Annotated in this window: 23 protein-coding genes and 3 tRNA genes; 15 read left to right on the top strand and 11 right to left on the bottom strand. The window is 70.4% G+C overall.

Annotated elements, in window-relative coordinates; translation table 11 throughout:
• Nucleotides 1–86 precede the first annotated feature (86 nt).
• The 3 genes from QF035_RS32840 to QF035_RS32830 all read left to right on the top strand — a co-directional run bounded on the left by QF035_RS32840 (nt 87) and on the right by QF035_RS32830 (nt 1,557).
• Entirely contained in the window at nt 87–452 is a 366-nt protein-coding gene (locus tag QF035_RS32840) for a hypothetical protein (RefSeq protein ID WP_189843370.1), read from the top strand.
• Between the two features lie 309 nt (nt 453–761).
• Complete coding sequence (locus QF035_RS32835; protein WP_307524026.1) at nt 762–1,493, top strand: bifunctional DNA primase/polymerase; 732 nt, start codon at nt 762–764, stop codon at nt 1,491–1,493.
• Nucleotides 1,484–1,557 (top strand) — tRNA-Lys (locus QF035_RS32830). Before QF035_RS32835 ends, QF035_RS32830 begins: the two co-directional genes overlap by 10 nt.
• Nucleotides 1,558–1,633: 76 nt before the next feature.
• Here QF035_RS32830 and QF035_RS32825 read toward each other — a convergent pair.
• Nucleotides 1,634–3,061, bottom strand: coding sequence for a M6 family metalloprotease domain-containing protein (locus QF035_RS32825; protein WP_373466770.1), 1,428 nt, complete (start codon nt 3,059–3,061; stop codon nt 1,634–1,636).
• Nucleotides 3,062–3,457: 396 nt separating this feature from the next.
• Here QF035_RS32825 and QF035_RS32820 point away from each other — a divergent pair, with 396 nt between their 5' ends.
• Nucleotides 3,458–5,608 carry a putative bifunctional diguanylate cyclase/phosphodiesterase gene (locus tag QF035_RS32820; RefSeq protein WP_373466769.1) on the top strand — a complete coding sequence of 717 codons (2,151 nt, stop codon included), beginning with the start codon at nt 3,458–3,460 and terminating at the stop codon, nt 5,606–5,608.
• On the opposite strand, the gene QF035_RS32815 is transcribed toward QF035_RS32820, so the two are convergent.
• The 3 genes from QF035_RS32815 to QF035_RS32805 form a co-directional block, all read right to left on the bottom strand.
• A complete protein-coding gene (locus tag QF035_RS32815; RefSeq protein WP_307524025.1) occupies nt 5,599–6,741 on the bottom strand; it encodes an LLM class flavin-dependent oxidoreductase in 1,143 nt (380 codons plus the stop codon). The genes QF035_RS32820 and QF035_RS32815 overlap by 10 nt on opposite strands.
• Before the next feature lie 243 nt (nt 6,742–6,984).
• A complete protein-coding gene (locus QF035_RS32810; protein WP_307524024.1) occupies nt 6,985–7,716 on the bottom strand; it encodes a maleate cis-trans isomerase family protein in 732 nt (243 codons plus the stop codon).
• Nucleotides 7,713–8,519, bottom strand: coding sequence for a maleate cis-trans isomerase family protein (locus QF035_RS32805; RefSeq protein WP_055615652.1), 807 nt, complete (start codon nt 8,517–8,519; stop codon nt 7,713–7,715). Before QF035_RS32805 ends, QF035_RS32810 begins: the two co-directional genes overlap by 4 nt.
• A gap of 314 nt (nt 8,520–8,833) precedes the next feature.
• On the opposite strand from QF035_RS32805, the gene QF035_RS32800 reads away from it, so the two are divergent.
• A complete protein-coding gene (locus tag QF035_RS32800) occupies nt 8,834–9,808 on the top strand; it encodes a D-2-hydroxyacid dehydrogenase (RefSeq protein ID WP_307524023.1) in 975 nt (324 codons plus the stop codon).
• Between the two features lie 32 nt (nt 9,809–9,840).
• Nucleotides 9,841–11,247: an amidase gene (locus QF035_RS32795; RefSeq protein WP_307524022.1), complete on the top strand. Its 1,407-nt coding sequence runs from the start codon at nt 9,841–9,843 to the stop codon at nt 11,245–11,247.
• A 273-nt stretch (nt 11,248–11,520) separates the two neighbouring features.
• Here the strand turns inward: QF035_RS32795 and QF035_RS32790 are convergent, their stop codons facing one another.
• On the bottom strand, nt 11,521–12,021 hold the full coding sequence (locus tag QF035_RS32790) for a DUF3830 family protein (protein ID WP_307524021.1): 501 nt from the start codon (nt 12,019–12,021) through the stop codon (nt 11,521–11,523).
• A gap of 96 nt (nt 12,022–12,117) precedes the next feature.
• Between QF035_RS32790 and ehuB the strand changes: the two genes are divergently transcribed.
• The 6 genes from ehuB to QF035_RS32760 all read left to right on the top strand — a co-directional run bounded on the left by ehuB (nt 12,118) and on the right by QF035_RS32760 (nt 16,490).
• Nucleotides 12,118–13,044, top strand: a complete 927-nt coding sequence (ehuB, locus tag QF035_RS32785; protein ID WP_307524020.1) for an ectoine/hydroxyectoine ABC transporter substrate-binding protein EhuB — start codon at nt 12,118–12,120, stop codon at nt 13,042–13,044.
• Entirely contained in the window at nt 13,041–13,766 is a 726-nt protein-coding gene (gene ehuC / locus QF035_RS32780) for an ectoine/hydroxyectoine ABC transporter permease subunit EhuC (RefSeq protein ID WP_200397966.1), read from the top strand. The genes ehuB and ehuC overlap by 4 nt, the downstream gene beginning before the upstream one ends.
• Nucleotides 13,766–14,416: an ectoine/hydroxyectoine ABC transporter permease subunit EhuD gene (ehuD, locus tag QF035_RS32775; RefSeq protein WP_307524019.1), complete on the top strand. Its 651-nt coding sequence runs from the start codon at nt 13,766–13,768 to the stop codon at nt 14,414–14,416. The genes ehuC and ehuD overlap by 1 nt, the downstream gene beginning before the upstream one ends.
• Nucleotides 14,417–14,426: 10 nt before the next feature.
• Nucleotides 14,427–15,236, top strand: a complete 810-nt coding sequence (ehuA, locus tag QF035_RS32770; RefSeq protein ID WP_143632512.1) for an ectoine/hydroxyectoine ABC transporter ATP-binding protein EhuA — start codon at nt 14,427–14,429, stop codon at nt 15,234–15,236.
• A 337-nt stretch (nt 15,237–15,573) separates the two neighbouring features.
• Entirely contained in the window at nt 15,574–16,329 is a 756-nt protein-coding gene (locus tag QF035_RS32765) for an IclR family transcriptional regulator (RefSeq protein ID WP_307524018.1), read from the top strand.
• Between the two features lie 87 nt (nt 16,330–16,416).
• Nucleotides 16,417–16,490 (top strand) — tRNA-Lys (locus QF035_RS32760).
• Nucleotides 16,491–16,570: 80 nt separating this feature from the next.
• Here QF035_RS32760 and QF035_RS32755 read toward each other — a convergent pair.
• From QF035_RS32755 to QF035_RS32730, 6 genes are all read right to left on the bottom strand, one after another.
• A complete protein-coding gene (locus QF035_RS32755; protein WP_307524017.1) occupies nt 16,571–18,232 on the bottom strand; it encodes a long-chain-fatty-acid--CoA ligase in 1,662 nt (553 codons plus the stop codon).
• 58 nt (nt 18,233–18,290) lie between these two features.
• Entirely contained in the window at nt 18,291–18,803 is a 513-nt protein-coding gene (locus QF035_RS32750; protein ID WP_307531604.1) for a hypothetical protein, read from the bottom strand.
• Nucleotides 18,804–18,938: 135 nt separating this feature from the next.
• Nucleotides 18,939–19,559, bottom strand: a complete 621-nt coding sequence (locus QF035_RS32745; protein WP_307524016.1) for a lytic polysaccharide monooxygenase auxiliary activity family 9 protein — start codon at nt 19,557–19,559, stop codon at nt 18,939–18,941.
• A gap of 96 nt (nt 19,560–19,655) precedes the next feature.
• The gene (locus QF035_RS32740; protein WP_307524015.1) at nt 19,656–20,327 is read right to left on the bottom strand and encodes a nucleoside/nucleotide kinase family protein; all 672 of its coding nucleotides are present in this window, start codon (nt 20,325–20,327) and stop codon (nt 19,656–19,658) included.
• Nucleotides 20,314–21,486 carry an SPFH domain-containing protein gene (locus QF035_RS32735; protein ID WP_307524014.1) on the bottom strand — a complete coding sequence of 391 codons (1,173 nt, stop codon included), beginning with the start codon at nt 21,484–21,486 and terminating at the stop codon, nt 20,314–20,316. Before QF035_RS32735 ends, QF035_RS32740 begins: the two co-directional genes overlap by 14 nt.
• Nucleotides 21,487–21,632: 146 nt before the next feature.
• Entirely contained in the window at nt 21,633–23,030 is a 1,398-nt protein-coding gene (locus QF035_RS32730) for a peptidoglycan-binding protein (protein ID WP_307524013.1), read from the bottom strand.
• Nucleotides 23,031–23,227: 197 nt separating this feature from the next.
• On the opposite strand from QF035_RS32730, the gene QF035_RS32725 reads away from it, so the two are divergent.
• The 3 genes from QF035_RS32725 to QF035_RS32715 all read left to right on the top strand — a co-directional run bounded on the left by QF035_RS32725 (nt 23,228) and on the right by QF035_RS32715 (nt 26,418).
• A tRNA-Lys gene (locus QF035_RS32725) sits at nt 23,228–23,304 on the top strand.
• Nucleotides 23,305–23,400: 96 nt separating this feature from the next.
• Entirely contained in the window at nt 23,401–24,111 is a 711-nt protein-coding gene (locus QF035_RS32720; protein WP_307524012.1) for a FadR/GntR family transcriptional regulator, read from the top strand.
• Between the two features lie 315 nt (nt 24,112–24,426).
• Nucleotides 24,427–26,418 carry a glycosyltransferase family 2 protein gene (locus tag QF035_RS32715; RefSeq protein WP_307524011.1) on the top strand — a complete coding sequence of 664 codons (1,992 nt, stop codon included), beginning with the start codon at nt 24,427–24,429 and terminating at the stop codon, nt 26,416–26,418.
• Nucleotides 26,419–26,469: the final 51 nt, after the last annotated feature.

Genomic DNA, 26,469 nt, shown 5'->3' with positions numbered 1-26,469 from the left:
CCTGAGGCGCTCTTGCGGAGTCAAGGGACAATGGACGGTGGCCCACCAACAAGGACGGGCCGACCACCGTACGAGGAGGAGAAGTCATGGCGGAGCCCACGCCGCGTCGGAACGAGCCGCGGCTTCGCCCCGCGCCGCTGCTCTTCGAGCCCGCGGAGGCTGCTGCCGATCCCGAGCACTTTTTCGACCTGGAATCGATAGAGGATCCCCAGGCGCTGCTGGACCGCGCCACCGAACTGACGCTCGCGTTCCGCGCAGCCACGGACCGGGCCGTCGAGTTCCAGGCGATGGCCGCCGCACAGCTCGCCGATCCCCGCCGGTTCGACCGGCTGACGCCCGCGGAGATCGCCGAACGGGCAGAGTGGACCGAGGACTACGCGAAGAAGATGGTCGAGTTCGGCCGCGAACTGCTGCGCGGCGCGGACGCCGAGGGGTACGCGGACCCGGTCTGAGCGCCGGCGCCGACGGAAGCGACAGCTACAGCGAGCGCCAAGGCCGCGCGCGGACACCGTACGCAGGCGGGACACCCGGGCCGGGCCCGCGAACCCGGCCACCGAACCCACTGCTCAAGCCGTACGGGCAACCGGCCCCCGGACAGCCGTGCATCAACCGTGTGGCAGCCGCGCATCCAAGCCACGCCCAGCCGAAAACAAACCCCTGGCATATGCCAGGCGGGCAAGATACCTCACCCCGCACCCCGCTGTCCCCCATTCCCGCAACCCTCAGGGACGGGCCGTTCACCCCCGGTAGCTCTAGATGACATGAGCAGCGATCGGAACCCGGTAAGCATCGCCCCCGACAGCCCCGGCCCAGGCTCCGGCCTCGACACAGGCCCGGGCACCGTCGAACCGCTCCCCGACCGGTTCGACGTCTCGGGGGTAACCTCCGAGGGCGCCGCCTGGCTCGCCTCGGCAGGCACGTACCCGCGCAGCACGCTCGCCTTCTGGGAGGACCGGCCCACCGCCCCGGTGGTCCTGTCCTGCGGCTTCGCCTTCGACGTCGTCAACGCGCCCGCGATCTTCGGCCGCCGCATGCTGGACCGGCTGTGGGACGAGGGGCCGGGATCGGGCCCCGTGGCCACCTACCGGGGCCGGATGCTCCTGTTCGCCGCGCCCGGGACCGCGCAGCGTCTGCCCGCGCTCCTGGAGTGGGAGGAGTGGGGCTCGGGCGGCGCCTCCGAGCGGGCCCGGACGGTCCCGCCGCTCCTCTGCCACGGCACCGGTGACGCGGTGACGATCCCGCCCCCCACCCCGACCGTCCCGGCCGCTCCCCGCGCCGGCTCCCGTCCGCCCGCGGAATCCCGCTGGCTGGTCGCCCCCGACACCCGCCACCCCTGGCTGCCGACCCCGGCGATCCTGCTCTGGGCGGCGATACGAGCTGCCCGGTCAGCGGCCCGCCGACGCGTCCCCGAGCCCTCCCCCGAGGCCCCGATATCGATTTTTCCTCCCGCCGATCAGGATGCTAAGGTCTACGACGTCAGCAAGCGCCGCTAGCTCAGTTGGTTAGAGCAGCTGACTCTTAATCAGCGGGTCCGGGGTTCGAGTCCCTGGCGGCGCACAGACGGTGAAAGGCCCCTCGCGAGAGCGAGGGGCCTTTCGCATGCCTGCCATGCCCTACCGCCGACGAGACACTCTCAGCTCCCGGTCGAGATCGTCACCGTCCACGCCCCCGAAGCCGTCCGGTCCTCCACCTCGACGCGCACGTTCTCACCCGGCACGGTGAAGCTCTCCCCGAGCCCGACCGGCGCGTCGGCGAGCGGCGGATAGACCGAGTCGTCCCAGCAGGCCGCGGACGAGGGGTGCGCGTCGACGACCTCGATCGGGCCGCCGCCGGACTGGGTCCCGCCGCGGATGCGGTAGACGAGTACTCCCTGTGAGCAGACCGCCGCGTCGTTGCCGACCGGCCCGCGCGCCTCGAAGGCGACCGCGGTGTCCCGCCCGGTCCGCACCACCGCCAGTTTCGTCCCGTTCCCCGACCCGAATCCCATGCCCTCCGACTCCGGCCCGGCACCGGGAACACCCACCCTCTCGAAGACCTCCGAACCCGCCGCGGCCACCCCGGCCCCCGCCCCCAGAGGCTCCAGCGTCAGCCGCGTACCCCGTCCGCCCGCGTCCCGAACACACGCCACCTGGCGTGTTTCCAGCCACCCGAGTTTCCACTTGTGCCAGCCGAACAGGTCGGGCGCCAGGCCGAACTGACTGCCCATGAGGTCCCAGTCGCCGACGTACGTGTCCCAGTCGCCCTTGCCGTCGGAGGGGCGGTGGTAGAGGTCGGGCAGGTCGAAGACGTGTCCGGTCTCGTGGGCCAGGACCAGCCGGTCGGGCGGATGCCTCTCGAAGACCGTGACGACCCGGCGGATGTCCTTCCCGTCGGCCCGCAGCGGCGTGTCCATGTTCACCACCTTCGTCGCGTCCGAGTCCACGCCGGGCGCGTCCGGGTCGGCGACGAAGTAGACGATGTCGTAGCGGGAGAAGTCGACCCGGTCGTCCGCCGCGGCGAGGGCGTCGCGCAGATACGCCGAGCGCGCCGCCGCGCTCCAGTCGCGCTGTATGGCGTACGAGGTGGAGGCCCGCGGCATCCGGATCCACTCGGTGAGCGGGTGCGGGCGGAGCTGGAACCTGCCGTACGAGGCCCGTTCGAAGAAGCGGCTGGTGGCGGGGAAGTAGTCGGCCGTCAGCTCGTCCGGCGTGGTCAGCGGGTCGGCGTCCGGGAAGGAGAGGAAGACCATCACCGCGTCGAGGCGTCTGGTGGGACGCGGGTAGGCGGCGTTCCAGGTGTCCAGGCCCTCCGAGTGGTGCGCCTCGGTGCGCTTGAGGGCGCACGGCATGGAGAGCGGGACGGCGACCGAGGGGCCCGTCACCAGGGAGGTGGCGGCGAGGGCCGTCATGGAGGTGAACACGGCCGCGGGCGCGTGCCACCAGCGGTCGCGCCAGGTCTGCCGCCACCATGCCGGTACACGCCGACCAGGACCGGGCCGACCCGATCCGGGCCGGCCGAGGCCTCGCCAACGGGGCCGAACCCCGCCACGGGTGAGCCCCTTGAGGGGGAGCAGACGCGGCACGTCGACCTCCGGATGCGGAATTCGGGATACCGCACCCAGCCTGTGCCGTTTTGATCGTTTACGCCCTGTTTATCTGAACCAAAGGAGTGAGAGGGCCGACATCCGACCGAGAACATCGGGGAGCGCCAGGGGGGCGCCAGGACGCGGCGACACCCCGAGCACTCACGGAACGTCACAAGTGATCGACCAGGGAAGGAACCCGTCCAGCTGCGGGCAGAAACGATCTGTCAGAGAGAGGGGTTCATCCGGGACACTGGACAGTAGCTGGAAGGCCCTACGGCCAACCTCTATGATCGGCACACTTTCCTGCGCGGACACGGCTAGAGCGGCCGTCCACCACCGGCCGACCCCTCGACGAGACCTGTACGACGAACGAGTGCACAGCGGGAGCGAACGGTGAGCGGAACGTCCGATGGGCCGGCGCCCGCGGTAGACCTCGTCCGGCCGGCCGTCACAGAGAGTCACATCGCGGCCTCTCGTCGCGTCGGGACCCCTCCTCACGAGGAACGGGTCCCACGCGTCGAATCCCTGGTCGCACCCCCTCTGGACCTCTCGGCGGGACTCCCCGCCGAGCTTTCTGCCGGACTGCCGGCCGACTTCCTCGCCGGATTTCCGTCCGGCCTGTCGGCGGGACTTCCGGCCCGGCTCTCGGCCGCTTCCCCGGCCGGTCCTCCGCCGCGCCCCGGGATCGACTTCGAGGCCGACGGCCACCCCCACACCGGCACCGATCCGCGTGCCGACGCCCATCCCCATCCCCATCCCAGCGCCGGCGCCGGAGCCCCTGCCGGCACCGACACCGAGGCCGGCGCCCGTACATTCCGCGCCACTTTCGCCGCCGCTCCCCTCGCGATGGCGGTCGTGGACCGGGAGGGTCTGGTCGTCACGGCCAACGACACCCTGGCCGCGCTCCTCGGCGCGGGCCCGGAAGGGCTGACCGGCCGGATCGCCGCCGACCTGGTGGACCTGGCCTCGGACGCCCGTACGTGGCACGCGTACCGCGAGGTGCTCCACGGCCGGCAGGCCAGGCTGCGCTGCACCCGACGCCTCAAACACCCCGACGGCCACTCCCTCTGGGCCCAGGTGACGGTCAGTCCGCTGCCCGAGGAGGAGCGCGCGGTGCTGCTCTCGGTCTCCGACATCAGCGCCCGCCGCGAACTCCAGGCCCGGCTGCGCCACCTGCAGATGCACGACCCGGTGACCCGGCTGCCCAACCGCACCCTGTTCTTCGAGCGACTTTCGGCCGCGCTGGAGGCGGAGGCGTACGAGGAGTCAGGCACCGGCCGGATCGGGCTCTGCTATCTGGACCTCGACGGGTTCAAGGCGGTCAACGACACGCTCGGCCACCGCGTCGGCGACCGGCTGCTCGCGGCCGTCGCCGAGCGGCTGACGCGCTGCGCGAACGAGGCCGGGTACGCGAGGCCTGCCACCCCGCTGGTCGCCCGGCTCGGCGGCGACGAGTTCGCGCTGCTGGTCGAGGACTCCACGGGCACGGAGCAGCTCGCGGACCTCGCCGACTCCGTACTGAAGTCCCTGCAGGTGCCGTTCGACCTCTCCGGGCAGCGACTCTCGGTCTCGGCCTCGATCGGTGTCGTCGAGCGGCACGCGGCCGGCACCACCGCGACCGGTCTGATGCAGGCCGCCGACACGACGCTGTACTGGGCGAAGGCCGACGGCAAGTCCCGCTGGACGCTGTTCGACCCGGAGCGCAACGCCCACCGGATGACACGCCAGGCCCTCTCCTCCACACTCCGCCCGGCCATCGAGAAGGGCGAGTTCGCGCTGGAGTACCAGCCGCTCGTGTGCATGGAGGACGGCGGGGTGCGCGGGGTCGAGGCACTGGTGCGATGGAACCATCCCCAGTTCGGCACACTGACGCCGAATCGGTTCATCGGACTTGCCGAAGAAGACGGTTCGATCGTGCAGCTGGGCCGCTGGGTTCTGGCCACCGCCTGCCGGCAGGCGCGCCGCTGGCAGCTGGACCACCCGGACGCGGAACCGATCTTCGTCAGCGTGAACGTGGCAGTGCGCCAGGTCTGGGACTCCGACCTGGTGGCGGACGTGGCGGCGACCCTCGCGGAGACCGGCCTCGCCCCGCACCTCCTGCAACTGGAGCTCACCGAGTCCGCGGTGATGGGCTCCGCGGGCCGCCCGCTGCAGGCCCTCCAGGCCCTCAGCGACATGGGCGTACGCATCGCGATCGACGACTTCGGCACGGGCTACTCGAACCTCGCCTACCTCAGCCGCCTGCCCGTCTCGGTGCTGAAACTCGACGGGTCGTTCGTGCGGGGCTTCCAGTACGAGACCGGCGAGAACGGCGCGGGTCCGGACGCCCGTTCCAACCCGGCGGACGAGGTCATCGTCGAGGCGATGATCCAGCTCGCGCACCGGCTCGGTCTGACGGTCACCGCCGAGTGCGTGGAGACCGCGGGACAGGCGTCACGGCTGCGGCGTATCGGCTGCGACACCGGCCAGGGGTGGCTGTACTCCCGGCCGGTGGCGCCGGATCGTATCTCCGCGCTGTTGACGGCGGCCTGCTCTCAGGCCTGAGGCTCCCCGGCCTGAGTCTCTCCGACCGCGGGCAACTGGTAGGCGTCCGCGATCAGTTCGTAGGAGCGCAGGCGTACGTCGCCGCTGTGGGCGTTGGCGGTGAGCATCAACTCGTCGGCGCCGGTGCGCTTCTGGAGGTCGTCGAGGCCGGAGCGGACCTCGTCGGCGGTGCCGTGGACGACGTTCGTGTTCCAGGAGTCGACGAACTCCCGCTCCATCGGGCTGAACTCGTACGCCTCCGCCTCCTCCGGGGTGGGAACCAGGCCGGGGCGGCCGGTGCGCAGGCGGACCATGTTCAGCGCGGCGGCCATGATCTGGCGGCGGGCCTCCTTCTCGTCGTCCGTCGCGAGGGCGGAGACGCCGATCAGGGCGTAGGGCGAGTCGAGTACGGCCGACGGCCGGAAGGACTCGCGGTAGAGGTCGAGCGCCGGGACCGTGTTCTGCGCCGAGAAGTGGTGCGCGAAGGCGAAGGGCAGACCGAGGGTGCCCGCGAGGCGGGCGCTGAAGCCGGAGGAGCCGAGCAGCCAGATCGGCGGGCGGTGCGGGGACTGGACTCCGCCGGGGGAGGTCGCCTGGATGGGGCCCGGGACCGCGTGGATGCGGGCGTAGGGGTGCCCGGGCGGGAAGTCGTCGTCCAGGAAGCGGGTGAGCTCCGCGAGCTGCTCGGGGAAGTCGTCCGCGCCCTCGTTGAGCCGCTCGGTGCGGCGGAGGGCGGCCGCGGTGGCGCCGTCCGTGCCGGGGGCTCGGCCAAGGCCCAGGTCGACGCGGCCGGGAGCCATCGCCTCCAAGGTGCCGAACTGCTCCGCGATGACCAGCGGGGCGTGGTTCGGGAGCATCACGCCGCCCGAGCCCAGGCGGATGCGGGTCGTGTGGGCGGCGAGGTGGGCGAGGATCACGGCGGGGGAGGTGGAGGCCACGCCCGGCATGGAGTGGTGTTCGGCCACCCAGTAGCGGTGGAATCCCCTGTCCTCCGCGAGGCGGGAGAGCTTGACGCTGGTGCGGAGGGCGTCCGTCGCGGTGCGGCCGGCGCCTACCGTGACCAGGTCCAGGACGGAGAGGGGTACCTGTGCGGTCCCCTTCGCCTCCGCCCTGATCTCGTCGGGTTCGCTGGGGGTGTGGTCCGGTGCCGCCACGGGGGTCCTCCTGTTTGGTACGACGCGTTGTCCGCGCCTGACCTAACAGGAGGTGGGCTCCGCTTTATTCCCTCGCCCCCGCCGCCCCTACCCAGTCCCGTCACTCCTCAGGGGCTCCGCCCCCGGACCCCCAAAAGACTGCGCAGTTCCCCGCGCCCCTTAGGTCTTTAGGGGCGCGGGGAACTGCGCGACCAGCCACAACGAACCCGCACCCGACAACACACCCCACGGGGCCTGGGGCGGTCACGCCTGGACGATCGGCTCCCTGGTGAAGAGGGCGCCGAGTTCGGGGGCGTTCACGCGGCGGTCCGTGAGGCGTAGGGCCTCCCAGACCGTGACCTGGTTGGCGGTGAGGACCGGCTTGCCGAGTTCCTTTTCCAGGGCCGGGATGTGGGAGGCCGTGTGGAGGGCCGTGTCCGGGAGGAGGACGGCCTCCGCCTCCGGATGGTCGCCCGCGCGGGCCAGGGCCAGCACCTCGGCCTCACCCCACGTACCCACCTCGGCCGCCGTGATGATCCCGGAACTGCGCACGCCGAGGACGTCCAGGCCCGCGTCCGTCAGGAAGTTCCCGAAGAGAACGGCCACGTCGTCGGGGTACGTCGCCGCGATCGCGACCCGCTTCACGCCCAGCTCCCGTACGGCATGGGCGAACGCGAAGGACGTCGACGAGGCAGGCAGCCCCGCCGTCGTGGCCAGGGTGCGGACCTGATCGTGGGCGCCCTCCCAGCCGTAGACGAAACTGCCGCTCGTGCAGGCCCAGACCACCGCCTCGGCCCCGGACAGCCGCAGGTCCTCGACCCCGGCGGCGAGCCGGGCCGCCGAGCCCATCTCCAGCAACGCGTCCACGCGGTGGGCGTCCTCCCCGATGTCCGTGTGGACGACCTGGAGGCGGATGTCGCTGCCAAGGAGCTGCTCCATGCGCGGGTAGTCGTCCTCGGCCGAGTGGCCCGGGTAGAGGAATCCGAGAGCCGTCATGCCCAACCTTCCTGTTCTTCCGGTAGCGCTGGTTCTGCCGGTAGCGCGGGCGGTACGGGCCGCTGTCGCGCCGACTCGTCGATCAGCGCTTGATACGGCCCTACTGCCCGGGTACCCAGGTGACGCAGGGCAGCCCACATCGTCACCTGGTTGGCCGAGATCACCGGAATGCGCAGCTCTGCCTCCAGCTGCGGGATGACGTCGTAGGTGGGGAGATTCGTGCAGCTGATGAAGAGGGCGTCCGCCTGCCCGCGTACGGCGTCGCGGGCCATGTCGACCACGTTGCGGTACGGGACCTTCCAGATGTGCCTGGTCAGGCCCATGTAGGCGCGGCCGGTGACCGTGATGCCCGCCTCGGCGAGGTACTCCTCCAGGGACTGGGTGACGGAGACGGTGTACGGCGTGACGAGCGCGATCCGGCGTGCGCCCAGCTCCTCCAGTGCCTCCAGGAGGGCGCCGGACGTGGTCACGGAGGGGATCTCGCCGGCCCGGGTCATGGCCTCGCACATCGCGCGCTCGCCCGGGATACCGCCGACGAAGCTGCCGGACGTACAGGCGTACGCGACGATCTCCGGCCCGACGGCGTTCAGCGCGCGCACCGCGTCGCCGAGCGTCTCGTGCTCGCTGACCAGTCGGGCCAGGTCGAGGCTGACCTCGACGGGCACGAACGGCGTACGGGTGAGGTGGAGTGAGACCTCGTCGGGGACCCAGCGCCACAGTTCACGGTCGAGAGCGAAATCGAAGGGAGCGACGACGCCGACACCCCTTTGAGGGTGTGGTCCACCAAGGAAGGAGACGTCCATGAGCAGCCCCAACTCAGATCGAGCGAGCGGTGGTGACCGGCCGGGAGGCCGGGGGGACACAAGCCGGCGCATGCCGGGACGTCGGGACAGGGGAACGGACGGGACTCCGGGATTCCCACGGAAACTAGCCCTTGTTGACGAAGGTAGGTTCCGGTGCGAGCGTGGTCAATCCGCGCATCTGAGACGGCTGTGCGCCCCCGGCCCGACGGCCGGTCCCAGACGGTTCGGCCGATGTCCCGCGAGCACTCAGAGCCCGGCGTCCAGCGTCCAGATACCAGAGAAGCGGACCCTCGTTGCGAAATGGTTTCCCCCCGATGACCTCTGCCACGCCCCCGAACCTGGCCGAAAAGACAACCCTCCTGGTGCTCGACGCCGACCCGCCGCCCCGGCTCGGCCGGCTCACCGGCCGGGTGCGCGTCGAGCACGCCGACGAGTCGTCGCTGGCCGCGCTCCTGCCCTCCGCGGACGTCCTGCTGGTCTGGGACTTCGCCTCGCACGCCGTGCGCCGGGCCTGGCCCGGCGAGGGCCCGCGACCACGCTGGGTGCACACGGCGAGCGCGGGCGTGGACCACCTGATGTGCCCCGAACTCGCCGCGTCCGGCACGCTGGTGACGAACGCGCGCGGCGTCTTCGACCAGCCGATCGCGGAGTACGTGGCCGCGCTCGTCCTCGCCATGGCCAAGGACCTGCCGCGCACCTGGGACCTGCAGCGGGCCCGGGAGTGGCGGCACCGCGAGTCGCAGCGGATCTCCGGCAATCGCGCGTGCGTGGTCGGTTCCGGGCCGATCGGGCGTGCGATCGAGGGGACGCTCAAGGCGCTCGGTATGACGACGGCGCTCGTGGGGCGCACGCCGCGCGAGGGGGTGCACGGCCCGGAGGATCTCGACCGGCTGATCGCGCGCGCCGACTGGGTGGTGTCCGCGGCGCCGCTCACCGAGGACACGCACGGGATGTTCGACGCGCGGCGTTTTGGACTGATGCAGCCGTCGGCACGCTTCGTGAACGTCGGTCGCGGGCAGCTTGTGATCGAGGAAGCGCTGGCCGAGGCTCTCGCGAGCCGCTGGATCGCGGGGGCGGCGCTCGACGTCTTCGAGCACGAACCGCTGGGCCCCGACAGCCCGTTGTGGGAGGCCCCGGGCCTCATCGTGTCGCCGCACATGAGCGGGGACACGGTGGGCTGGCGGGACGAACTCGGTTCGCAGTTCGTGGAGTTGTACGAGCTCTGGGAGACGGGAGAGCCGCTGCCGAACGTCGTCGACAAGCAGCGTGGATACGTACCTGGCCACTGAAGCACGTCCACTGAAGCACGTTGGAGGGGCGGATGACCGAGCTCACCGAGCTGACCGCTGTACGACTCGTCGAGGGATACCGCAAGGGCGAATTCAGCCCCGTGGACGTGGTGCGGGCCGCGCTGCACAGGGCCGAGGAGGTCCAGCCCGCGGTGAACGCGTTCGTACGCGTCGAGGCGGACGCGGCCCTCTCCCAGGCCGCGGAGTCGGCCGAGCGATGGCGGCGCGGTGAGCCGGCGGGGCTGGTCGACGGGGTGCCGGTCTCGGTGAAGGACATCCTGCTGATGCGCGGCGGGCCGACCCTGAAGGGCTCCAAAACGATCTCCCCGGAGGGCCGTTGGGACGAGGACGCGCCTTCCGTCGCCCGGCTGCGCGAGCACGGGGCCGTGTTCGTCGGCCGGACGACGACACCCGAGTTCGGCTGGAAGGGCGTCACCGACTCACCGCAGGCGGGCGTGACACGGAACCCGTACGACCTCTCACGCACCTCGGGCGGGTCAAGCGGCGGCAGCGCGGCGGCCGTGGCGCTGGGCGCGGGCCCGCTGTCCCTCGGTACGGACGGGGGCGGCAGCGTCCGTATCCCCGGCGCCTTCTGCGGGATCTTCGCGCTGAAGGCGACGTACGGGAGGGTGCCGCTGTATCCCGCGAGCGCGTTCGGCACGCTGGCGCACGTCGGGCCGATGACACGGGACGCGGCGGACGCCGCCCTGATGATGGACGTCATCAGCGGTCCCGACCCTCGCGACTGGTCGCAGCTCGGCCCGGTGAACGGCTCGTTCGTGGACGGACTGGCCGGCGGCGTGCGGGGGTTGCGCGTCGCGTACTCGCCCTCCCTCGGTGGCCAGGTCGCCGTGCGGCCCGGGGTCGCCGCGGCGGTGCGGCGCGGGGTGGAGGGGCTCGCGTCCCTCGGGGCGTACGTCGAGGAGGCCGACCCCGACTTCACGGATCCCGTCGAGGCGTTCCACACCCTGTGGTTCGGCGGGGCGGCCCGGGTCACCCAGCGGCTCGGCCCCGACCAGCGGGAACTGCTGGACCCGGGGCTGCGGGAGATCTGCGAGGCCGGGGCCCGGTCCAGCGCGCTGGACTATCTCGCGGCGGTGGACGTACGTATGGAACTCGGCCGCCGGATGGGCCTCTTCCACGAGACCTACGACGTCCTGGTCACCCCGACGATCCCGATCACCGCGTTCGAGGCGGGCGCGGAGGTTCCCCGTGGCTCGGGGCACCGCCGGTGGACGGGCTGGACCCCGTTCACGTACCCGTTCAACATGACCCAGCAGCCCGCGGCTACCGTCCCGGTAGGCATGGATGACTCCGGTCTCCCGGTGGGGCTCCAGATCGTGGCCGCCCGCCACCAGGACTCGCTGGTCCTGCGGACAGCGCATGCGTTGTACGAAGCGGGGGTCGCGGGGATCGCCCCGCCGAGCACTCCGCTGTAAGGCCGGTGATTCGACTACGGGCCGGTGGGGGCTGATCGCGCAGTTCCCCGCGCCCCTGAAAAGCGGGGCTGCGCCCCTGGCTTTTTGCCCTTGGGGGCGCGGGGAACTGCGCGAGCAACCCCCCACCGACCCGCGGTGAACCCAACACGTCAACCATCCACCCCCCAGGGGCGCGGGGAACTGCGCAGTCTTTTGGCTTTTAGGGGCGCGGGGAACTGCGCGACCAGCCCCCACCGGCCCGCAGCTCCCCAGCAAACCCCAGCCCTGCAGCCCCTAGACCCGGGAGAAGCTCAGCGTCTCTCCCAGCGCGCCCGCACGCCAGAGGTCATTGCACGCCTCCGCCATCGCATCCAGCCCCTCCACCACCTGCCCCCACACAATCCCGGGGACCCACCCCACATCCCCGTTGAGCAGCAGATTGTTCCGCTCGTAGAACAGGGCGAGGTCGATCACCGGAGCGCCGGCCTGGACACCGGCGCCCGAGCCGTACCCGTACGCCTGCGTACCCAGCTGCGTACCGGAGAAGGAGAAATAGCAGAGATCGCCCGGAATGGGCGTGACGGTCGGGTTCTCCAGCGGCGGCTCGGCCGGGGCGAACGCCGGGAACAGGGCGTAGATCTCGTTGCGGGCGTACTTCGCGTGGTACACGTCACTGCTCAGCGGCAGCGCGTTCCACACCGCCTCGCAGGTGATCGGCGCACGGTCGTCGAGGAGCTTGGCGGTGCAGTGGACTCCGCGCTTGGACAGGGACACGTCGATGTAGCGGTCGGTCATGATTTCCATGGTCCACCCCGGGTCAAGAGGGCCCTGTCGCAAACGGGGCGCAAACAGATCCGCATAACTCGCATCGTCCCGGGTAGCCGCGCGCCCATGGCTCCACCACTTGGGAACGACCCGAAGGAAGCTTCCGCGGAAGAGAAGAAACGCGGCGCGAGCCGCCGGTCACTGCTGGCCGGCGTCGCGGCGTTCGGTGCGCTCGGCGCGGCCGGATGCAGCCGTGTGGCCACGGCGTCCGGCAAGGAAGGCGGTGATCTCCTGGACCGTCTGAAAGCCCAGGGCGTCGTACGCCTCGGTATCGCCGGCGAGATCCCTTTCGGCTACATCGACAAGAACGGCGAGCTCACCGGCGAGGCACCGGAACTGGCGCGGGTCATCTTCAAGCGGCTGGGGGTGGACAGCGTCCAGCCCGTGCCCACGGAGTTCGGCTCGCTCATCCCCGGTCTGAACTCCCAGCAGTTCGACGTCGTCGCCGCCGGCATGTACATCAACGCCGAACGCTGCGAGCAGGTGATCTTCTCCGACCCCGACTACCAGATGCTCGACTCCTTCATCGTGCGCAAGGGCAACCCGAAGAACCTGCACGACTACAAGGACGTCGTGGAGTCGAAGGCGAAGTTCGCGACCGGAACCGGCTACGCGGAGATCCAGTACGCGGTCGACGCCGGGTACAAGGAGAGCGACATCCTGATCGTCCCGGACCAGGTCGCGGGTCTGAACGCCGTCGAGGCGGGCCGTGTCGACGTCTTCGCGGGTACGGCGCTGACCACCCGCGAGGTCGTCAAGAAGTCCCGAAAGACGGAGTCGACCAAGCCGTTCGCGCCCCTCGTGGACGGCAAGCCGCATGTCGACGGCGGCGGCTTCGCGTTCCGTCCGACGGAGACCGGGCTGCGGGACGCCTTCAACGTGGAACTCAGGAAGCTGAAGGAGAGCGGTGAGCTGTTCCGGATCCTCCAGCCCTTCGGTTTCACCAAGAACGAGATGACCGATATGACCGCGAAGGAGTTGTGCGGCGGATGACATCGGGACTCTGGGAACTCGTACTGAAGGGGATCTGGGTCACGGTCCAGCTGCTGGTGTTCAGCGCTGCGCTGGCCGCGGTCGTCTCCTTCGTGGTGGGTATCGCGCGCACCCATCGGCTGTGGATAGTCCGCTTCCTCGCGGGCTTCTACACCGAGGTGTTCCGCGGCACCTCCGCGCTGATCATGATCTTCTGGGTGTTCTTCGTGCTGCCGCCGGCCTTCGGCTGGCAGCTGGTCCCCATGTGGGCGGGCACCCTCGCACTGGGTCTCACCTACGGGGCGTACGGCTCCGAGATCGTGCGCGGCGCCCTGAACTCCGTCGACCCGGCACAGCGTGAGGGCGGCATCGCGCTCAGCTTCACGCCCTGGCAGCGGCTGCGGCTGATCCTGCTTCCGCAGGCGGTGCCGGAGATGATCCCGCCCTTCTCCAACCTGCTGATCGAGCTGCTCAAGGGCACGGCCCTGGTGTCAGTGATGGGCATGGGCGACCTGGCGTTCAGCGGCAACCTGGTGCGGCTCGCGCTGCAGGAGAGCGCGGAGATCTACACGTACATCCTGCTGATCTACTTCGTGATCGCCTTCCTGCTCACGCGGGTCATGCGCGGTCTGGAGAAGAAGCTGAAGGCCGGGCTCGGCAGGGTGCCCGAGGGCGGCGGGAAGCTTCCCGCGCCCCGCCCTGAGACCACGGCCGTCGGCGCCGAAGCGGCAGGGGGTCGCTGATGAAATGGGACTGGAGTGCCGTCGGCGACTTCATGCCGCACTTCTGGGACGGACTGCTGGTCACCCTGCAGGCCCTGGTGCTCGGCTCGCTGATCTCCTTCGCCCTCGGGCTGGTGTGGGCGCTGCTGATGCGCACGCCGAGCCGCTGGGTGCGCTGGCCGGTCGGGGTCGTCACGGAGTTCATCCGCAACACCCCGCTGCTGGTGCAGCTGTTCTTCCTCTTCTACGTGCTGCCCGAGTGGAACATCACGTTCTCCGCGATGACCACCGGTGTCGTCGCGATCGGGCTGCACTACTCGACGTACACGATGCAGGTCTACCGGGCCGGTATCGAGGGCGTGCCGGTCGGCCAGTGGGAAGCGGCCACGGCACTGAACCTGCCCATGACCCGGACGTGGACCGCGGTGATCCTGCCGCAGGCGATCCGCCGGGTGGTGCCCGCGCTGGGCAACTACGTCATCTCGATGCTCAAGGACACGCCGATGCTGATGGCGATCACCGTCCTCGACATGCTCGGCGAGGCGCGCCTGTTCGCGCAGCAGAACTTCCAGTTCACCGAGCCTCTGACGGTCATCGGCGTGGCCTTCATCCTCATTTCCTATCCCGCTTCCCTCCTCATGCGAGCCCTGGAGCGACGTCTTGTCCGCTGACACCCCTCTGATGAAAGAGCCCGACGCCAACTCCGACGCCAACCCGGCGACGGACGGCAGCGAGCTGATCCGCTTCGACAAGGTCACCAAGCGCTTCGGGGACAACGTGGTCCTCGACGAGCTCGACTTCTCCGTAGCCTCCGGCAAGCACGTCACACTGATCGGCCCGTCCGGCTCCGGCAAGACGACGATCCTGCGGCTGCTGATGACCCTGGCCAAGCCCGACGAGGGCACGATCAAGGTCAACGGCGACTACCTCACCCACGAGGAGAAGAACGGCAAGCTGGTCCCGGCCGGCGAGAAGCACATCCGCGAGGTCCGCAAGAACATCGGGATGGTCTTCCAGCAGTTCAACCTCTTCCCGAACATGAAGGTGCTGCGCAACATCACCGAGGCGCCGGTCACCGTGCTCGGCATGTCCAAGGACGCGGCCGAGGAGCGGGCCCGGGAGCTGCTCGAACTGGTCGGGCTGACCGAGCACGTCGACAAGTACCCGAGCCAGCTCTCCGGCGGCCAGCAGCAGCGGGTCGCGATCGCCCGGGCGCTGGCGATGCGGCCGCAGGTCCTGCTCCTCGACGAGGTGACCTCCGCGCTCGACCCCGAGCTGGTCGCGGGCGTCCTCGACGTGCTCAGGGACATCGCCCGCACCACCGACATCACGATGCTCTGCGTGACCCACGAGATGAACTTCGCCCGGGACATCTCCGACCAGGTGCTGATGTTCGACTCGGGGCGCGTCCTGGAGTCCGGTCCGCCGGAGAAGATCTTCGGCGACCCGGAGCACGAGCGGACGCGGGAGTTCCTCGGCGCGGTGCTGTAATCCCTCGGGAGCGTCACCGGCGGTCTTCAAGAGGTGAAGACGTCAGGGTTCCGAGACCGAGCCGATGGGGCATGACTTTGGCATATGCCAGAAGGATGCCCCGCTGTTGAGGGGACTGGAACGCGCCACCAATCTCGCCAACAGCCCCTCCCCGTAAGCCTCTTGGCGGCTATCGTGGAGGGGGCCCGGCCGTCCGGGCTGCGTTGAAGTGAAAGCCGGGCCGAAAAGCGCAAGGGGATACCGTGGCGCTGCTGCACTATTCCGGGGGACAACCCCCGGACCCCCGGCAGAAAAAACTTCTGCCAGCACCCGGAGCGTCACTGCGAGGTGAGCTGTCGTGAAGGTCGAGCCGACCGTGCCGTACCACTCGGCCCAGGACGCCCTGCGCGTCCTGGAGACCGTGGCGGCGCGGCACACCGCCGGTGTCACGGACGCCGAACTCGCCAGCCGCACCGGCCTCGGCACGGAGCGCCTCACCGCGCTCCTGCGGATGCTGCGCCGCGAGGGGTACGTCGAGCAGATCGCCGACGGGGCGTACGCCACCGGGGCGGCGCTCGGCAGGCTGGCTTCCGCACACGGCCGGGACGAGGCCCTGCGCGCCCAGCTCCAGCGGAACCTCGACCGGCTGCGCGACTCGGTCGGCGCCGCCGTCTACATGAGCCGGTACGTGGACGGCGAGATCCACGTCTCCCAGTGGGCCGACAGCCCGAGCACCCCGGCGGTCAACGAATGGGTGGACTTCCGCTCGGCCGCCCACGCCAGCGCGATCGGCAAGAGCCTTCTCGGCCAGCTCGACCTCAACGGCCGGCGCGACCACCTCTCCCGCCACAGGATGGCCCGCCTCACCTCGCGCACCATCACGAACGAGCGCGCGTTCCTGTCCCGGCTCGACGCCCAGGCACCCACCGTGCCCGTGCTCGACCTCCAGGAGTACGCGGTCGGCACGGTGTGCGCGGCGGTCCCCATCACGGCCGGCTCGGCCGTGGGCTGCCTCGCACTCTCCCTCCCGGTCTCCCACGCCCACCGCCTGCGCGAGGCGGCGGCCACCCTGAACCGGGGCGCGGCGCCGGTACTGCTCTCGCTCGCGATCTGACCGCGGGCGGCGTGGTCCGGAGCACCCTCACGGACCAGGTATTATTTTTTCTGTCGCCAGCCGCGAAAAGCGGTTGGCGAGAGTCATGCGCCGCTAGCTCAGTTGGTTAGAGCAGCTGACTCTTAATCAGCGGGTCCGGGGTTCGAGTCCCTGGCGGCGCACAACACGAAGGCCTCCGCGAGAGCGGGGGCCTTCTGCGTTGCCCCTCGGCGTCGAAGGCGGCGGCCGGCCGGGTCCGGCCCTACCTCCCCAGCAGTTCCTCACGCCCCCGCGCCCGGTACCGCGCGATCAGCTCCGCCAGGTCCTCCTCGTCCAGCCTCCGGTACGCGGACTCCCCCGCCGGCCGCCACCACACCGGATCCGCGCACCGGAACCCCTCCCGCCGCAGCCCGACCCGGTGGATCTTGTTGGTAGCGGTGACCGGCATGCGGTCCACGATCCGGATGAAGCGGGGGGCCATCTTGGTGCCCAGGTCCGGCTGGGCGCGCAGGAAGGTCTCGAAGGCGAGGGGGTCGAAGGAGCCGGCCACGGTGGCCATCACCTGGTCGCCCGCCACCGGGTCGGGCACGGCATAGACGGCCACGGCGTCCGCGCCCTCGTAGCGGGCAAGGATGTTCTCGATCACCGCGGCGGCCAGGTTCTCGCTGTCGACGCGGAGCCGGTCGTCCGTGCGCCCCGCGAAGTACAGGAACCCGTCGGTGTCCCGGTAGAAGAGGTCCCCGGTCCAGTACCAGCCTCCCCTCTGCCGGGCCGCCTCCGCCGCCTCGTTGCGCCAGTAGCCCTCGAAGGGGTTGGGCCCGCGGTTCACCAACTCCCCTATCGCCTCATGCCCGTTGAGCAGCCTGCCGTCGGGGCCGAAGGCCGCCGCGGGGCACTCCGTCCGCCTCGCCGGGTCGACCACCGCGAGATCGTCGCCGGGGGCGGCCCGTCCGATCGCCCCCTTCGGTGTGCCGGGCGTCCGCTGGATCGCCGCGCCGCCCTCGGAGGACCCGTACCCCTCCACCAGCCGCACCCCGAACCGCGCCTCGAAGGCGGCCGCGTCCACCGCCCCCGCCTCCGTCCCGAAGCCGGTGCGCAGCGGGTTGTCCCGGTCGTCGGCCCGGGCCGGGGTGGCCAGGATGTACTGCACGGCCCGTCCCACGTACGTGAAGTAGGTGGCCCCGTACGCCCGTACGTCCGTCAGGAAGCCCGAGGCCGAGAACCGCCGTCGCAGGGCGACGCCCGCACCGGCCGCGAGGGCGGGGGCCCAGTCCGCGATGACCGCATTGCCGTGGAACATCGGCATGCAGACGTAGTGCACGTCGTCCGCGCGCACCCCGAAGTGCTCGACCAGCGACCGCCCGGCCGCCGCGAGCCGCCCCTGCGAGCAGATCGCCGCCTTGGGCGCCCCCGTCGAGCCGGAGGTGAAGTACAGGAGGAGGCGGCTTCCCGGGGTGGCCCGCGTCGGCTCGGGGCGCGCGTCCGCGTACGGCGCGAGCAGCCGCTCGTACGCCTCGGTGTCGGTCACCAGCAGCCGCACGCCCGGGAGTTCGAGTCCGTCGAGGAGCGGGAGGTGTGCCCGCTCGGTGACCAGGACGCGGCACTCGGTGTGCAGGATGTCGCGGGCGAGTTCGGGGCCGCGGCGGGTGGGGTTGATCCCGGCGACGGCCGCGCCCGCCAGGGCGGCCGCGCTCAGCCACAGCGGGTATTCGGGGGTGTTGTCGAGCAGCACGCCCACGTGCGGCTCCGCGCCGGGCGGCAGCAGGTCCGTCAACAGTGCGGCCCGCGCCGCCGCGCCCGCGGCCACCTCGTGGTGGGTCAGGGTCCGCTCCTCGAACCACAGCCCCGGCCGGTGGTCGCCCCACCGGTCCTGTACGAGCTCCGCGACAGTCCGTGCGCCGGTCCCCACGCTCCTGGATCCCATGGAGGCGCACCATAATTGACGGGGCGTCAGATGTGGAGGGTCAGGTGCGGAAGGGCGGTCACGGCACCTTGTTGTACGGCCTGTCGTCGATCGAGGGAGGCTCGTCCACGTGGGAGACGGAAGAGTTGTCGCCGAAGGCCTCGGTGTACGTGACCATGAAACCGACGCAGAACACCACGACCACGGAGAGGAACGTCAGGATGCCCACGGTGGAGGCCGCGTTCCTGACGCGGCCCGGCGCCTGGGCCGTGGCCTTCACCATCTCACCCTCGGCGTAGTGCACGACGACGATGTCGCCCTCGAGCGTCGTGCCCGGTCCGCCCTCCTCCTCGAAACGGATGGTGCGCCCGTCGCGGGCCGTGAACTCGTAGACGTGGTGCAGCGTCGTGCGCACGGAGGAGTCGCCGCTGCCGCCGCTGGTCGTCGTGTACGTGCGCAGGCAGCGCGCCTCCGCGGTCAGCCCGCTGTTCCAGGCCCGCCTGAGCTCCAGCGCGCGGCGGATCACCCTGACCGCCAGGAAGACGGTCACGGCCATGATCAGGCCCGGCACCGCATAGAACATGAAGTCCATCGACATCCCCCGATGTTCGGTACAGCTCCACGCACGCCGTCATGGTCGTGGCGACGTGCGTGGAACCTACCCGTGGGGGGTGGGCAAGAGCCTCAAGAGATGCTCAGAGTTGCGCGGCGAACGGGTGTCGGGCGCTCAGAACGTCACGTCCGAGCAGGCGTAGAACGCGTTCGCCGTGTCGGCGATCGTCCACACCGCGAGGATGACGTGGTGACCGCTCTTGCCGGTCGGCAGGGTGCCGCTGTGCGAGAGCGTCGCCGGCGGCTGGCCGCTGTAGGGGACGGTGAGGAACGGGGCTGTGACCAGCGCGGACCGGGTCAGCGGAGCGTTCTGGTTCCAGCCGTTCTTGGTGATGTAGTACTTGAAGTCGGTCGTGGAGTGCCGGGCCGTGAACTGCCAGCGGAAGGTGTAGCTCTGCCCGCCGCTGACCTTGGTCGTCGGCCAGGCACCGCCCGAGGGCGTCGTCGCCTTGTCGAGCGCGCCGAAGTTGCCGTGGTTCGCGGAGCAGATCTGCCCGTCCGCGGGCCCGGCCGCCGGGAAGCCCTTGGGCCCCTCGACGCTCTGCGGCTCCCACTGGATGTCACCGCAGTTGGTCACGGAGCCGTTCTGGCAGAGCTTCTGCCGGCTGATGGGCAGGTCGGTGTAGCCGTGGCCGGTGGCGCCACCACTGGAGAGCACGAGCGCTCCCGTGGTGGCGAGGCCGACCGCGGCGGCGTACCACTTCAGTCGCTTCCGGGGATGGGGAGTTTCTCGCATGCTGCCGCTCCTGGAGAACGTGGGGGAAGTTCCGTGAGCTGTGCGTGCGCATCGCGATGCGTGTGGCGATGATTCAGGTCTAGACCAAGTCCCAGATTATTGCTGAGCCTTGAACATGTCCATACCAATAGTGGAGAGGATTCGATGGCAGCGGTCCCGCGACTTCTCCACGAGTTCGCCGTTGGGATCGTCGTTGGTCGCGACCCAGTCCCGCGCCTGCGCCTCGTTCCTCCCACCCGCCAACTGCCGCTCCACCAGCCTCACCTGACGCACGTCCCCGGGCGCCTCGACGTACCAGCACTCCTCCATGAACACGTGGGCGTCCCGCCACCCTGGCAGATCGCAGGCGAGGTAGTTCCCCTCGGTCACGATCAGCCGGGCCGCCGGAGGCACCACGTGCCGCGCGGCGACCGGCTCGTCGAGCGTGCGGTCGTAGTCCGGTACGTAGATGTCGCGGCCGGTCTCGTCGAGGACCCGGCGCAGCAGGTCGACGTACCCCCACACGTCGAAGCTCGGCTCGGAGCCCTTGCGGGCGGTCAGGCTGAGGCGCTCCAACTGGGCGTTGGAGAGATGGAAGCCGTCGAGCGGGAGATAGGCGGCGCCCTCGCCGATCCGTTCGACCAGGGCACGGGCGAGGGTCGACTTCCCGGCGCCGGGCGGGCCCGCGAGGCCCAGGACGGCGCGGGGGGTGTCGGCGGTCAGATTCCAGGCGTACTCGGCGAGCCCGGCGAGATTCGGTGCGGGGGTGCGGCGGTCAGCGATCTCCATGTCCCGTATAGAACGCCACCGTCAGATCCTTCACCAGAGCCTTGCGCTCGTAGTCGTCGAGTTCGACGAGCCCGCGCACGGTCAGCCGGGTCACCGTGTCCTCGACGGAGTCGACGACCGAGGTGAGGACCTTGTCGCGGTGCTGGGCGTCGAGTGCCGCGATCCTGCGGCGCTGCATCACGGCGGCGACCTCGGGGGCGTACTCGACGCGCAGCGGCTGCGCGGAGAACACCTGGAGGCCGGCCGCCGCCGCGTCCGCGGCCACGATCCGGGTCAGCGAGTCGCCGACGGCCTCGGTGTTGCGCAGGGTCGCGGACTCGGCGGCCCTCGGCGAGTTCGGCGCGACATCGGCCGGCAGCTGCGCGAGCACCCGGGCCAGCGCCGCCTCCACGCACTCGCGCAGATACCGCTGGTGGTCCTCGACGCCGAGCGCGGCGCGCGCGGTGTCCCGCACCCGCCAGACGACGAGCACCACGACCCTCAGCGCGACCCCGTTCGCGTCGACCGCCGGCATCGGGTCGCTGCGCCAGTGCCGCAGGCGTACGTCGATCCGGCGGCGCAGCACCAGCGGGTTGACCCACATGAGCCCGGTGCGCCGGACCGTGCCCCGGTAGCGGCCGAAGAGGCCGAGCACCCAGGCGCGCCCGGTACGGCCGCGGGCCAGCCCGCCGAACCCGAACAGGGTGAGCGCCCCGGCCCCGGCGAGCGCCGCCCACTGCGGTCCGCCGAGCCCGGCGCTCATCCGCACCGGCAGCCCCAGCGCGTCCACGGCGAGCGGCGGCAGCACGCCCGCCCACCAGGACGCGAGGACGCAGCCCGCCGCGCCGACGGCACCGGCCAGTGCCCCGACCATGCCCGGCAGTACGCCCGCGGGCCGCTCCACCAGGTCGGGGTCGACCTCCACCACCGGCCGCTGCCGCACCGGGGCGGGAGAGCGCCGGGTGACCCTCGGCTGCTCGCCGGTGCCGCGCCGCCGGCTCACCACGGCGGGCGCGAGCGGTACGGACACCGGCTCGGGCTCGTCGCGGAACAGCAGGTGGACCGGGATCTCGGTGGTCGCCTCGTTGTGGATGAGCCGCGCCCCGCGGCCACCCGTGTCCCGACCGCCCGCCTCTGGGGCCCCCTCGAACTCCGGGGACTGTTCAGTCGTCGTACTCATACGTGCCTCCGTGCCTCCGCGCCAGGAAGAACTGTCATGAGAGAGCTGTCGTGAGAAGTGCCGTCGGGAGCCGTCCGAACCGGCCCGGCTCCCCAGGCCGTCCGGGCTCCCCGGGCCGTCCGGGCTCCCCGGGCCGTCCGAGCCCCTCAGGAGAAGAGCCGCCGCCAGGTCTCCGGACCCGGGTAGCCGTCGGCCGCCCCGCCGCGCCACCCCTGCGCACGCTGGAACGCCTCGACGTTGCGCCGGTCGCCCTCGCCCCAGCGCGGTCCCGGCCCCTGCGTGTAGTGCTTGCCGAACCCCTTCTTCACCAGCTGCTTCCCGAGCCGGGTGACGTACTCGTTGCTGGCGCCCGGCCGGAACAACGCCCGCCCCGGATAGCCGGGGACGCCGTGCGAGGCGACACCTCCGGCCGGGGGCCGCCCGGGCTTGCCGGAACTGCCGCCGCTCGGGGCGACGATGTCCCGGCCCTTGTCGCTCACCAGGTACGCCCAGGTCGCCGGCCCCGGGAACCCGTCCGCGTCCGCCCCGGTCCAGCCCTGTGCCCGCTGGAACGCCTGGGTGGCCCTGCGGTCGGCCTCCGACCAGCGCGGTCCGGGCCCCGCCGAGTAGTACGCACTCGCGCCCCGCTCGACCAGCATCCGCCCCAGCCGGGTGACGCTGGCGTTGCTCGCCCCGGGCCCGAAGGCCGCCGCACCCGGGTAGGGCGGCGCCGCCGGTTTCGTCCCCGGAGAGGTGACGGGGGCGGCCGGAGTGGTCGGAGTGGTCGGGGTGGCCGGAGTCTTGGGGCCGACTGGAGAAGTCGGCCCCTCGCCCTCGGTTCCCCCTTTCAGCCCCTTGTAGCGGTACGCCAGATAGCGGTCCGAATACTTCCAGTAGGCGTACGGAGTGGCCTGCTTGCGGGCGCGCGGGCGGGCCTCCTCGTACGCGATGTAATAGTCCTGCGTGTAATCCGTCCAGCCCCCGAAAATCACGACGTGAGACCCCTTCTCGGGGTCCGCCGGATTGTGGAACAGGAGAATGTCACCGGGTTCCAGCTGCTCCCGGGGAATCCGGACGCCGAACTTGTCGAGGCTGCCCGTCCATTCGTTGCCGCCGAGGTTCCAGGCCATCGAGACGAAGCCCGAGCAGTCCTGGCGGTACCCGTCGGACCAGTACGCGCTCATGCTGTAGGGCACCTCGGCGGCGACCCACTCCTTGGCCCGGTTGATGATCTCGGCCCGGGTCGTCGGAGGTGCCTTGACCTTGGCCGGAACGCCTCCGGGGCCGTGGAGCGGGGTCTTGCCGCCCTGCGGTGTGTCGGGTTCGTCGGCCGCGGGGGCGCCGGGCAGCCGCGGGGCGTGCGCGGCGGCCGCGACGGCCGGTACGACGTGGCCCGCGCCGAGCGCCGTGCCGGCCGCGGCGGCCAGGACGAGCGCTCGGTGGGCCGCCGGGTGGCCGCCGAATCCGGTGGCCGTGGAATGTGGCAGCACAAGCCGCCAGTGCGTACATCCGGGGCATTCACAGCCGCTCTCGGGATCGAATTCCTCGAATACCGGAGCCGCCATGCGATTCCCCTCACACTCCTGGTGGAAAAGTCCGCGCTTCTGCACGTCCGTCAGTTTCTCAACTGTCACCGGGTGTCGCATGTTGACGGTCCAAATGATGTAAGGGGGTGCCTCCGGGGGTGCGGCAGGGGGTTGTGTTTCTCCTGCGGGCCGGCCGGGGCACCCCCCGACACCAGGTAGAGTCTGCGGAGCAGCACGCGCCGCTAGCTCAGTTGGTTAGAGCAGCTGACTCTTAATCAGCGGGTCCGGGGTTCGAGTCCCTGGCGGCGCACCACCGAAGAGGCTCCTCGTCACCGCGAGGAGCCTCTTCGCATGCGGCCGAAACTCCATCGCGTATGGCTGAACCCTTTCGGCCCGCTACCCTCTGGCCATGGCGCGCGACCTCCAGGAGCGGATCAAGAAGCTCATCATTGACCGCCGGCTGCCCTCGGGCGCCGTACTTCCGACCGAGCCCGAGCTCATGGAGCTGCTCGGCGCCAGCCGCAATTCCGTGCGCGAGGCGCTGAAGGCGCTCCAGGCGATGGGCATCGTCGAGATCCGGCACGGCTTCGGCACCTACGTGGGACCGATGTCCATGGCCCCGATGATCGAGGGCCTCGCCTTCCGCACGGTCGCCGGGCACTACCGGGGCGAAGACAGCCTGCTCCAGCTCCTGCAGCTGCGCGAGGCCGTGGAGACCGGGCTGATCGTCCGGCTCGCGGGCAAGGTCCCGGCGGACGATCTCGCCGAACTGGACACCCTGGTGGACCGTATGGACGCGGAGGCGGCCGCGGGCACCGGTCTCGCGGACACCGACCGTGCCTTTCACGCCACTCTCTACCGGGGGCTGGGCAACCTGCTGCTGAGCGAGCTTCTGGAGGCCTTCTGGGACGCCTTCCACCGCGTACGCACGGATCTCGTGGGGCTGCCGCAGGATCCGAAGGTCACCTGCCGGCAGCACCGGGAGATCCTCGACGCGGTGCGCTCCGGCGACGCCACCAGGGCGGAGGACGCGATAAGGGAACACTTCGGCAACATCCGTACGCGCTTGACCGCAACCGCACCGAACGAGACCATCAGACACCCCAATGAGCGCGTATGACCGGTAAACACCATGTTTCGCATCTTGCGATCATGGTGAACGGCGTAGAACCCTGGGCGACAAGAGGCTGCGGTTACAGGGCAGTTGGGGGCTTGGAACCGGTTGCGTGCGAAGGCGGGGAATAGGGGCCCCGTTCATGAACGGATGTCGAGGGGGGCATCATGCAACCGGAAGGCCGGTGCGCCGTGTCTATAGGGTATGTGGATGATGTGGTGGCGGGGGCCTGCTGTTGATGCGCCTGTGAATGTCTAGGGGGACATGAGCAGGCGAACGGAACAACGAGCACGCGATGGTTCGCGTGTGGGGGGATGACTCATGACGTCGACGCCGACGGGCGCCCGGCAGAACTCCGATCCGTCCGAGACCACCCAACTGAGGGTGCCGTCACAGACTCGGACCGGCAGCTTCCGGAGAATCAAGAAGACACTGCCGAGATACGACTACGAGCACTACAGCAGGCTTGCGGGGCCTCTCACACAGCCCGATCCGACCCAGCCGTACAAGGTGCAGTACCGCTCGCTGCTCTCGCAGGAGCCGCACCGGCTGCGCGCTGCCCTGATGCTGGGCGCCGCGCCGCTGCTCTCGCTCGTCCTGCTCGTCTGGCTGCTCCAGCCGGCGCACTGGACCGAACGCGACTACCCGGCCTTCGACTTCCTGCCGGCGCTCGACATCGTGATGCTGGTCTCGATCGGTCTGATCGAGCTCTTCCGCTGCATGAACGTGCTGTCGAACGCGCACGCCACGCTGGTCGCCCGCGACCCGATCCCGGTGGTGCCCGAGACCGGTACGAGAGTGGCGTTCCTCACCTCCTTCGTGCCCGGCAAAGAGCCGCTGGAGATGGTGACGAAGACCCTCGAAGCCGCGGTCAAGATCCGCCACCGCGGCCTCATGCACGTCTGGCTGCTCGACGAGGGCAACGACCCCGAGGTCCGGGAGGTCTGCGAGCGCCTCGGCGTGCACCACTTCTCCCGCAAGGGCGTCGCGAAGTGGAACATGCCCAAGGGCCCGCACCGCGCGAAGACCAAGCACGGCAACTACAACGCCTGGCTGGACGCGCACGGCGACAACTACGACTACTTCGCCTCGGTCGACACCGACCACGTGCCGCTGCCGAACTACCTGGAGCGGATGCTCGGCTTCTTCCGCGACCCGAACGTCGGCTTCGTGATCGGCCCGCAGGTCTACGGCAACTACGACAACCCGATCACCAAGGCCGCCGAGTCGCAGCAGTTCCTGTTCCACGCGCTGATCCAGCGGGCCGGCAACGCCTACGGCTCCCCGATGTTCGTCGGCACGTCCAACGCCGTACGCATCAAGGCGCTGAAGCAGATCGGCGGTCTGTACGACTCGATCACCGAGGACATGGCGACCGGCTTCGAGATCCACCGCCACAAGAACCCGGCGACGGGCAGGAAGTGGCGTTCGGTCTACACGCCGGACGTGCTGGCCGTCGGTGAGGGCCCGAACGCCTGGACGGACTTCTTCACCCAGCAGATGCGCTGGTCGCGAGGGACGTACGAGACGATCCTCAAGCAGTACTGGAAGGGCTGGTACTCGCTTCCGCCGAGCAAGCTCTTCAACTACACGATGATGATCATCTTCTACCCGATGTCGGCCCTCAACTGGATCCTGGCGGCGCTGAGCTGTGCGCTGTTCCTGGGCCTGGGCGCCTCGGGTGTGAACATCGACCCGGCGATCTGGCTGATGCTCTACGGCAACGCCTCGGCGCTGCAGATCGGTCTCTACGTCTGGAACCGCCGTCACAACGTCTCGCCGCACGAGCCCGAGGGCTCCGGCGGTGTGGCGGGCATGATCATGTCCGCGCTGTCGGCGCCGCTCTACGCGAAGGCGCTGATCGACTCCGTCCTGCGTCGCAAGAGCAAGTTCGTGGTCACCCCGAAGGGCGATTCCGCGAGCCCGGACACCTGGTTCGGGACCTTCCGGTACCACTGGTACTTCATGGCGATCTTCGCCGGTTCGATCGCTGCGGGCTTCGTCTACGGTCACGCCCACCCGGCGATGATCATCTGGGCGACTTTCGCGCTGCTCATCACCGCCTCGCCGATGTTCGCCTGGCGCTGGATGATGCGGCAGGACAAGAAGGGGCGCAAGCACCGGCAGGGCGGTCCCCAGGACCCGCCCGCTCCCCCGCAGGACAGCCGCATTCCCCACCAGCCACAGAGTTCACAGCAGCCTCCGGTCGCACCGCACACGCCCCAGCAGAAGCCCAGTTGGGCGGCAGGCGGGGGCAACGACCAGACGGTGCAGATCGCCCTCGGGGGACGGCAGCATCAATCCGGGGGCTGAGTTCCATCAGCGGCTCCGCCGCGGCCCCCGGACCCCCGGGCCACCGGACCC

The sequence above is a fragment of the Streptomyces umbrinus genome, from assembly GCF_030817415.1.
GTDB classification, from domain to species: domain Bacteria; phylum Actinomycetota; class Actinomycetes; order Streptomycetales; family Streptomycetaceae; genus Streptomyces; species Streptomyces umbrinus_A.
This window is presented reverse-complemented; position numbering and strand designations above follow the sequence as displayed.

Coding starts and splice junctions, on each gene's coding strand:
- QF035_RS32715 (WP_307524011.1), top strand. CDS start 24,427: ATGACGTCGACGCCGACGGGCGCCCGGCAGAACTCCGATCCGTCCGAG.
- QF035_RS32740 (WP_307524015.1), bottom strand. CDS start 20,327: ATGGAGATCGCTGACCGCCGCACCCCCGCACCGAATCTCGCCGGGCTC.
- QF035_RS32840 (WP_189843370.1), top strand. CDS start 87: ATGGCGGAGCCCACGCCGCGTCGGAACGAGCCGCGGCTTCGCCCCGCG.
- QF035_RS32745 (WP_307524016.1), bottom strand. CDS start 19,559: ATGCGAGAAACTCCCCATCCCCGGAAGCGACTGAAGTGGTACGCCGCC.
- ehuD (WP_307524019.1), top strand. CDS start 13,766: ATGAAATGGGACTGGAGTGCCGTCGGCGACTTCATGCCGCACTTCTGG.
- QF035_RS32810 (WP_307524024.1), bottom strand. CDS start 7,716: ATGACGGCTCTCGGATTCCTCTACCCGGGCCACTCGGCCGAGGACGAC.
- QF035_RS32800 (WP_307524023.1), top strand. CDS start 8,834: ATGACCTCTGCCACGCCCCCGAACCTGGCCGAAAAGACAACCCTCCTG.
- ehuC (WP_200397966.1), top strand. CDS start 13,041: ATGACATCGGGACTCTGGGAACTCGTACTGAAGGGGATCTGGGTCACG.
- ehuA (WP_143632512.1), top strand. CDS start 14,427: ATGAAAGAGCCCGACGCCAACTCCGACGCCAACCCGGCGACGGACGGC.
- QF035_RS32805 (WP_055615652.1), bottom strand. CDS start 8,519: ATGGACGTCTCCTTCCTTGGTGGACCACACCCTCAAAGGGGTGTCGGC.
- QF035_RS32720 (WP_307524012.1), top strand. CDS start 23,401: ATGGCGCGCGACCTCCAGGAGCGGATCAAGAAGCTCATCATTGACCGC.
- QF035_RS32790 (WP_307524021.1), bottom strand. CDS start 12,021: ATGACCGACCGCTACATCGACGTGTCCCTGTCCAAGCGCGGAGTCCAC.
- QF035_RS32735 (WP_307524014.1), bottom strand. CDS start 21,486: ATGAGTACGACGACTGAACAGTCCCCGGAGTTCGAGGGGGCCCCAGAG.
- QF035_RS32730 (WP_307524013.1), bottom strand. CDS start 23,030: ATGGCGGCTCCGGTATTCGAGGAATTCGATCCCGAGAGCGGCTGTGAA.
- QF035_RS32795 (WP_307524022.1), top strand. CDS start 9,841: ATGACCGAGCTCACCGAGCTGACCGCTGTACGACTCGTCGAGGGATAC.
- QF035_RS32755 (WP_307524017.1), bottom strand. CDS start 18,232: ATGGGATCCAGGAGCGTGGGGACCGGCGCACGGACTGTCGCGGAGCTC.
- QF035_RS32835 (WP_307524026.1), top strand. CDS start 762: ATGAGCAGCGATCGGAACCCGGTAAGCATCGCCCCCGACAGCCCCGGC.
- QF035_RS32750 (WP_307531604.1), bottom strand. CDS start 18,803: ATGGACTTCATGTTCTATGCGGTGCCGGGCCTGATCATGGCCGTGACC.
- ehuB (WP_307524020.1), top strand. CDS start 12,118: ATGGCTCCACCACTTGGGAACGACCCGAAGGAAGCTTCCGCGGAAGAG.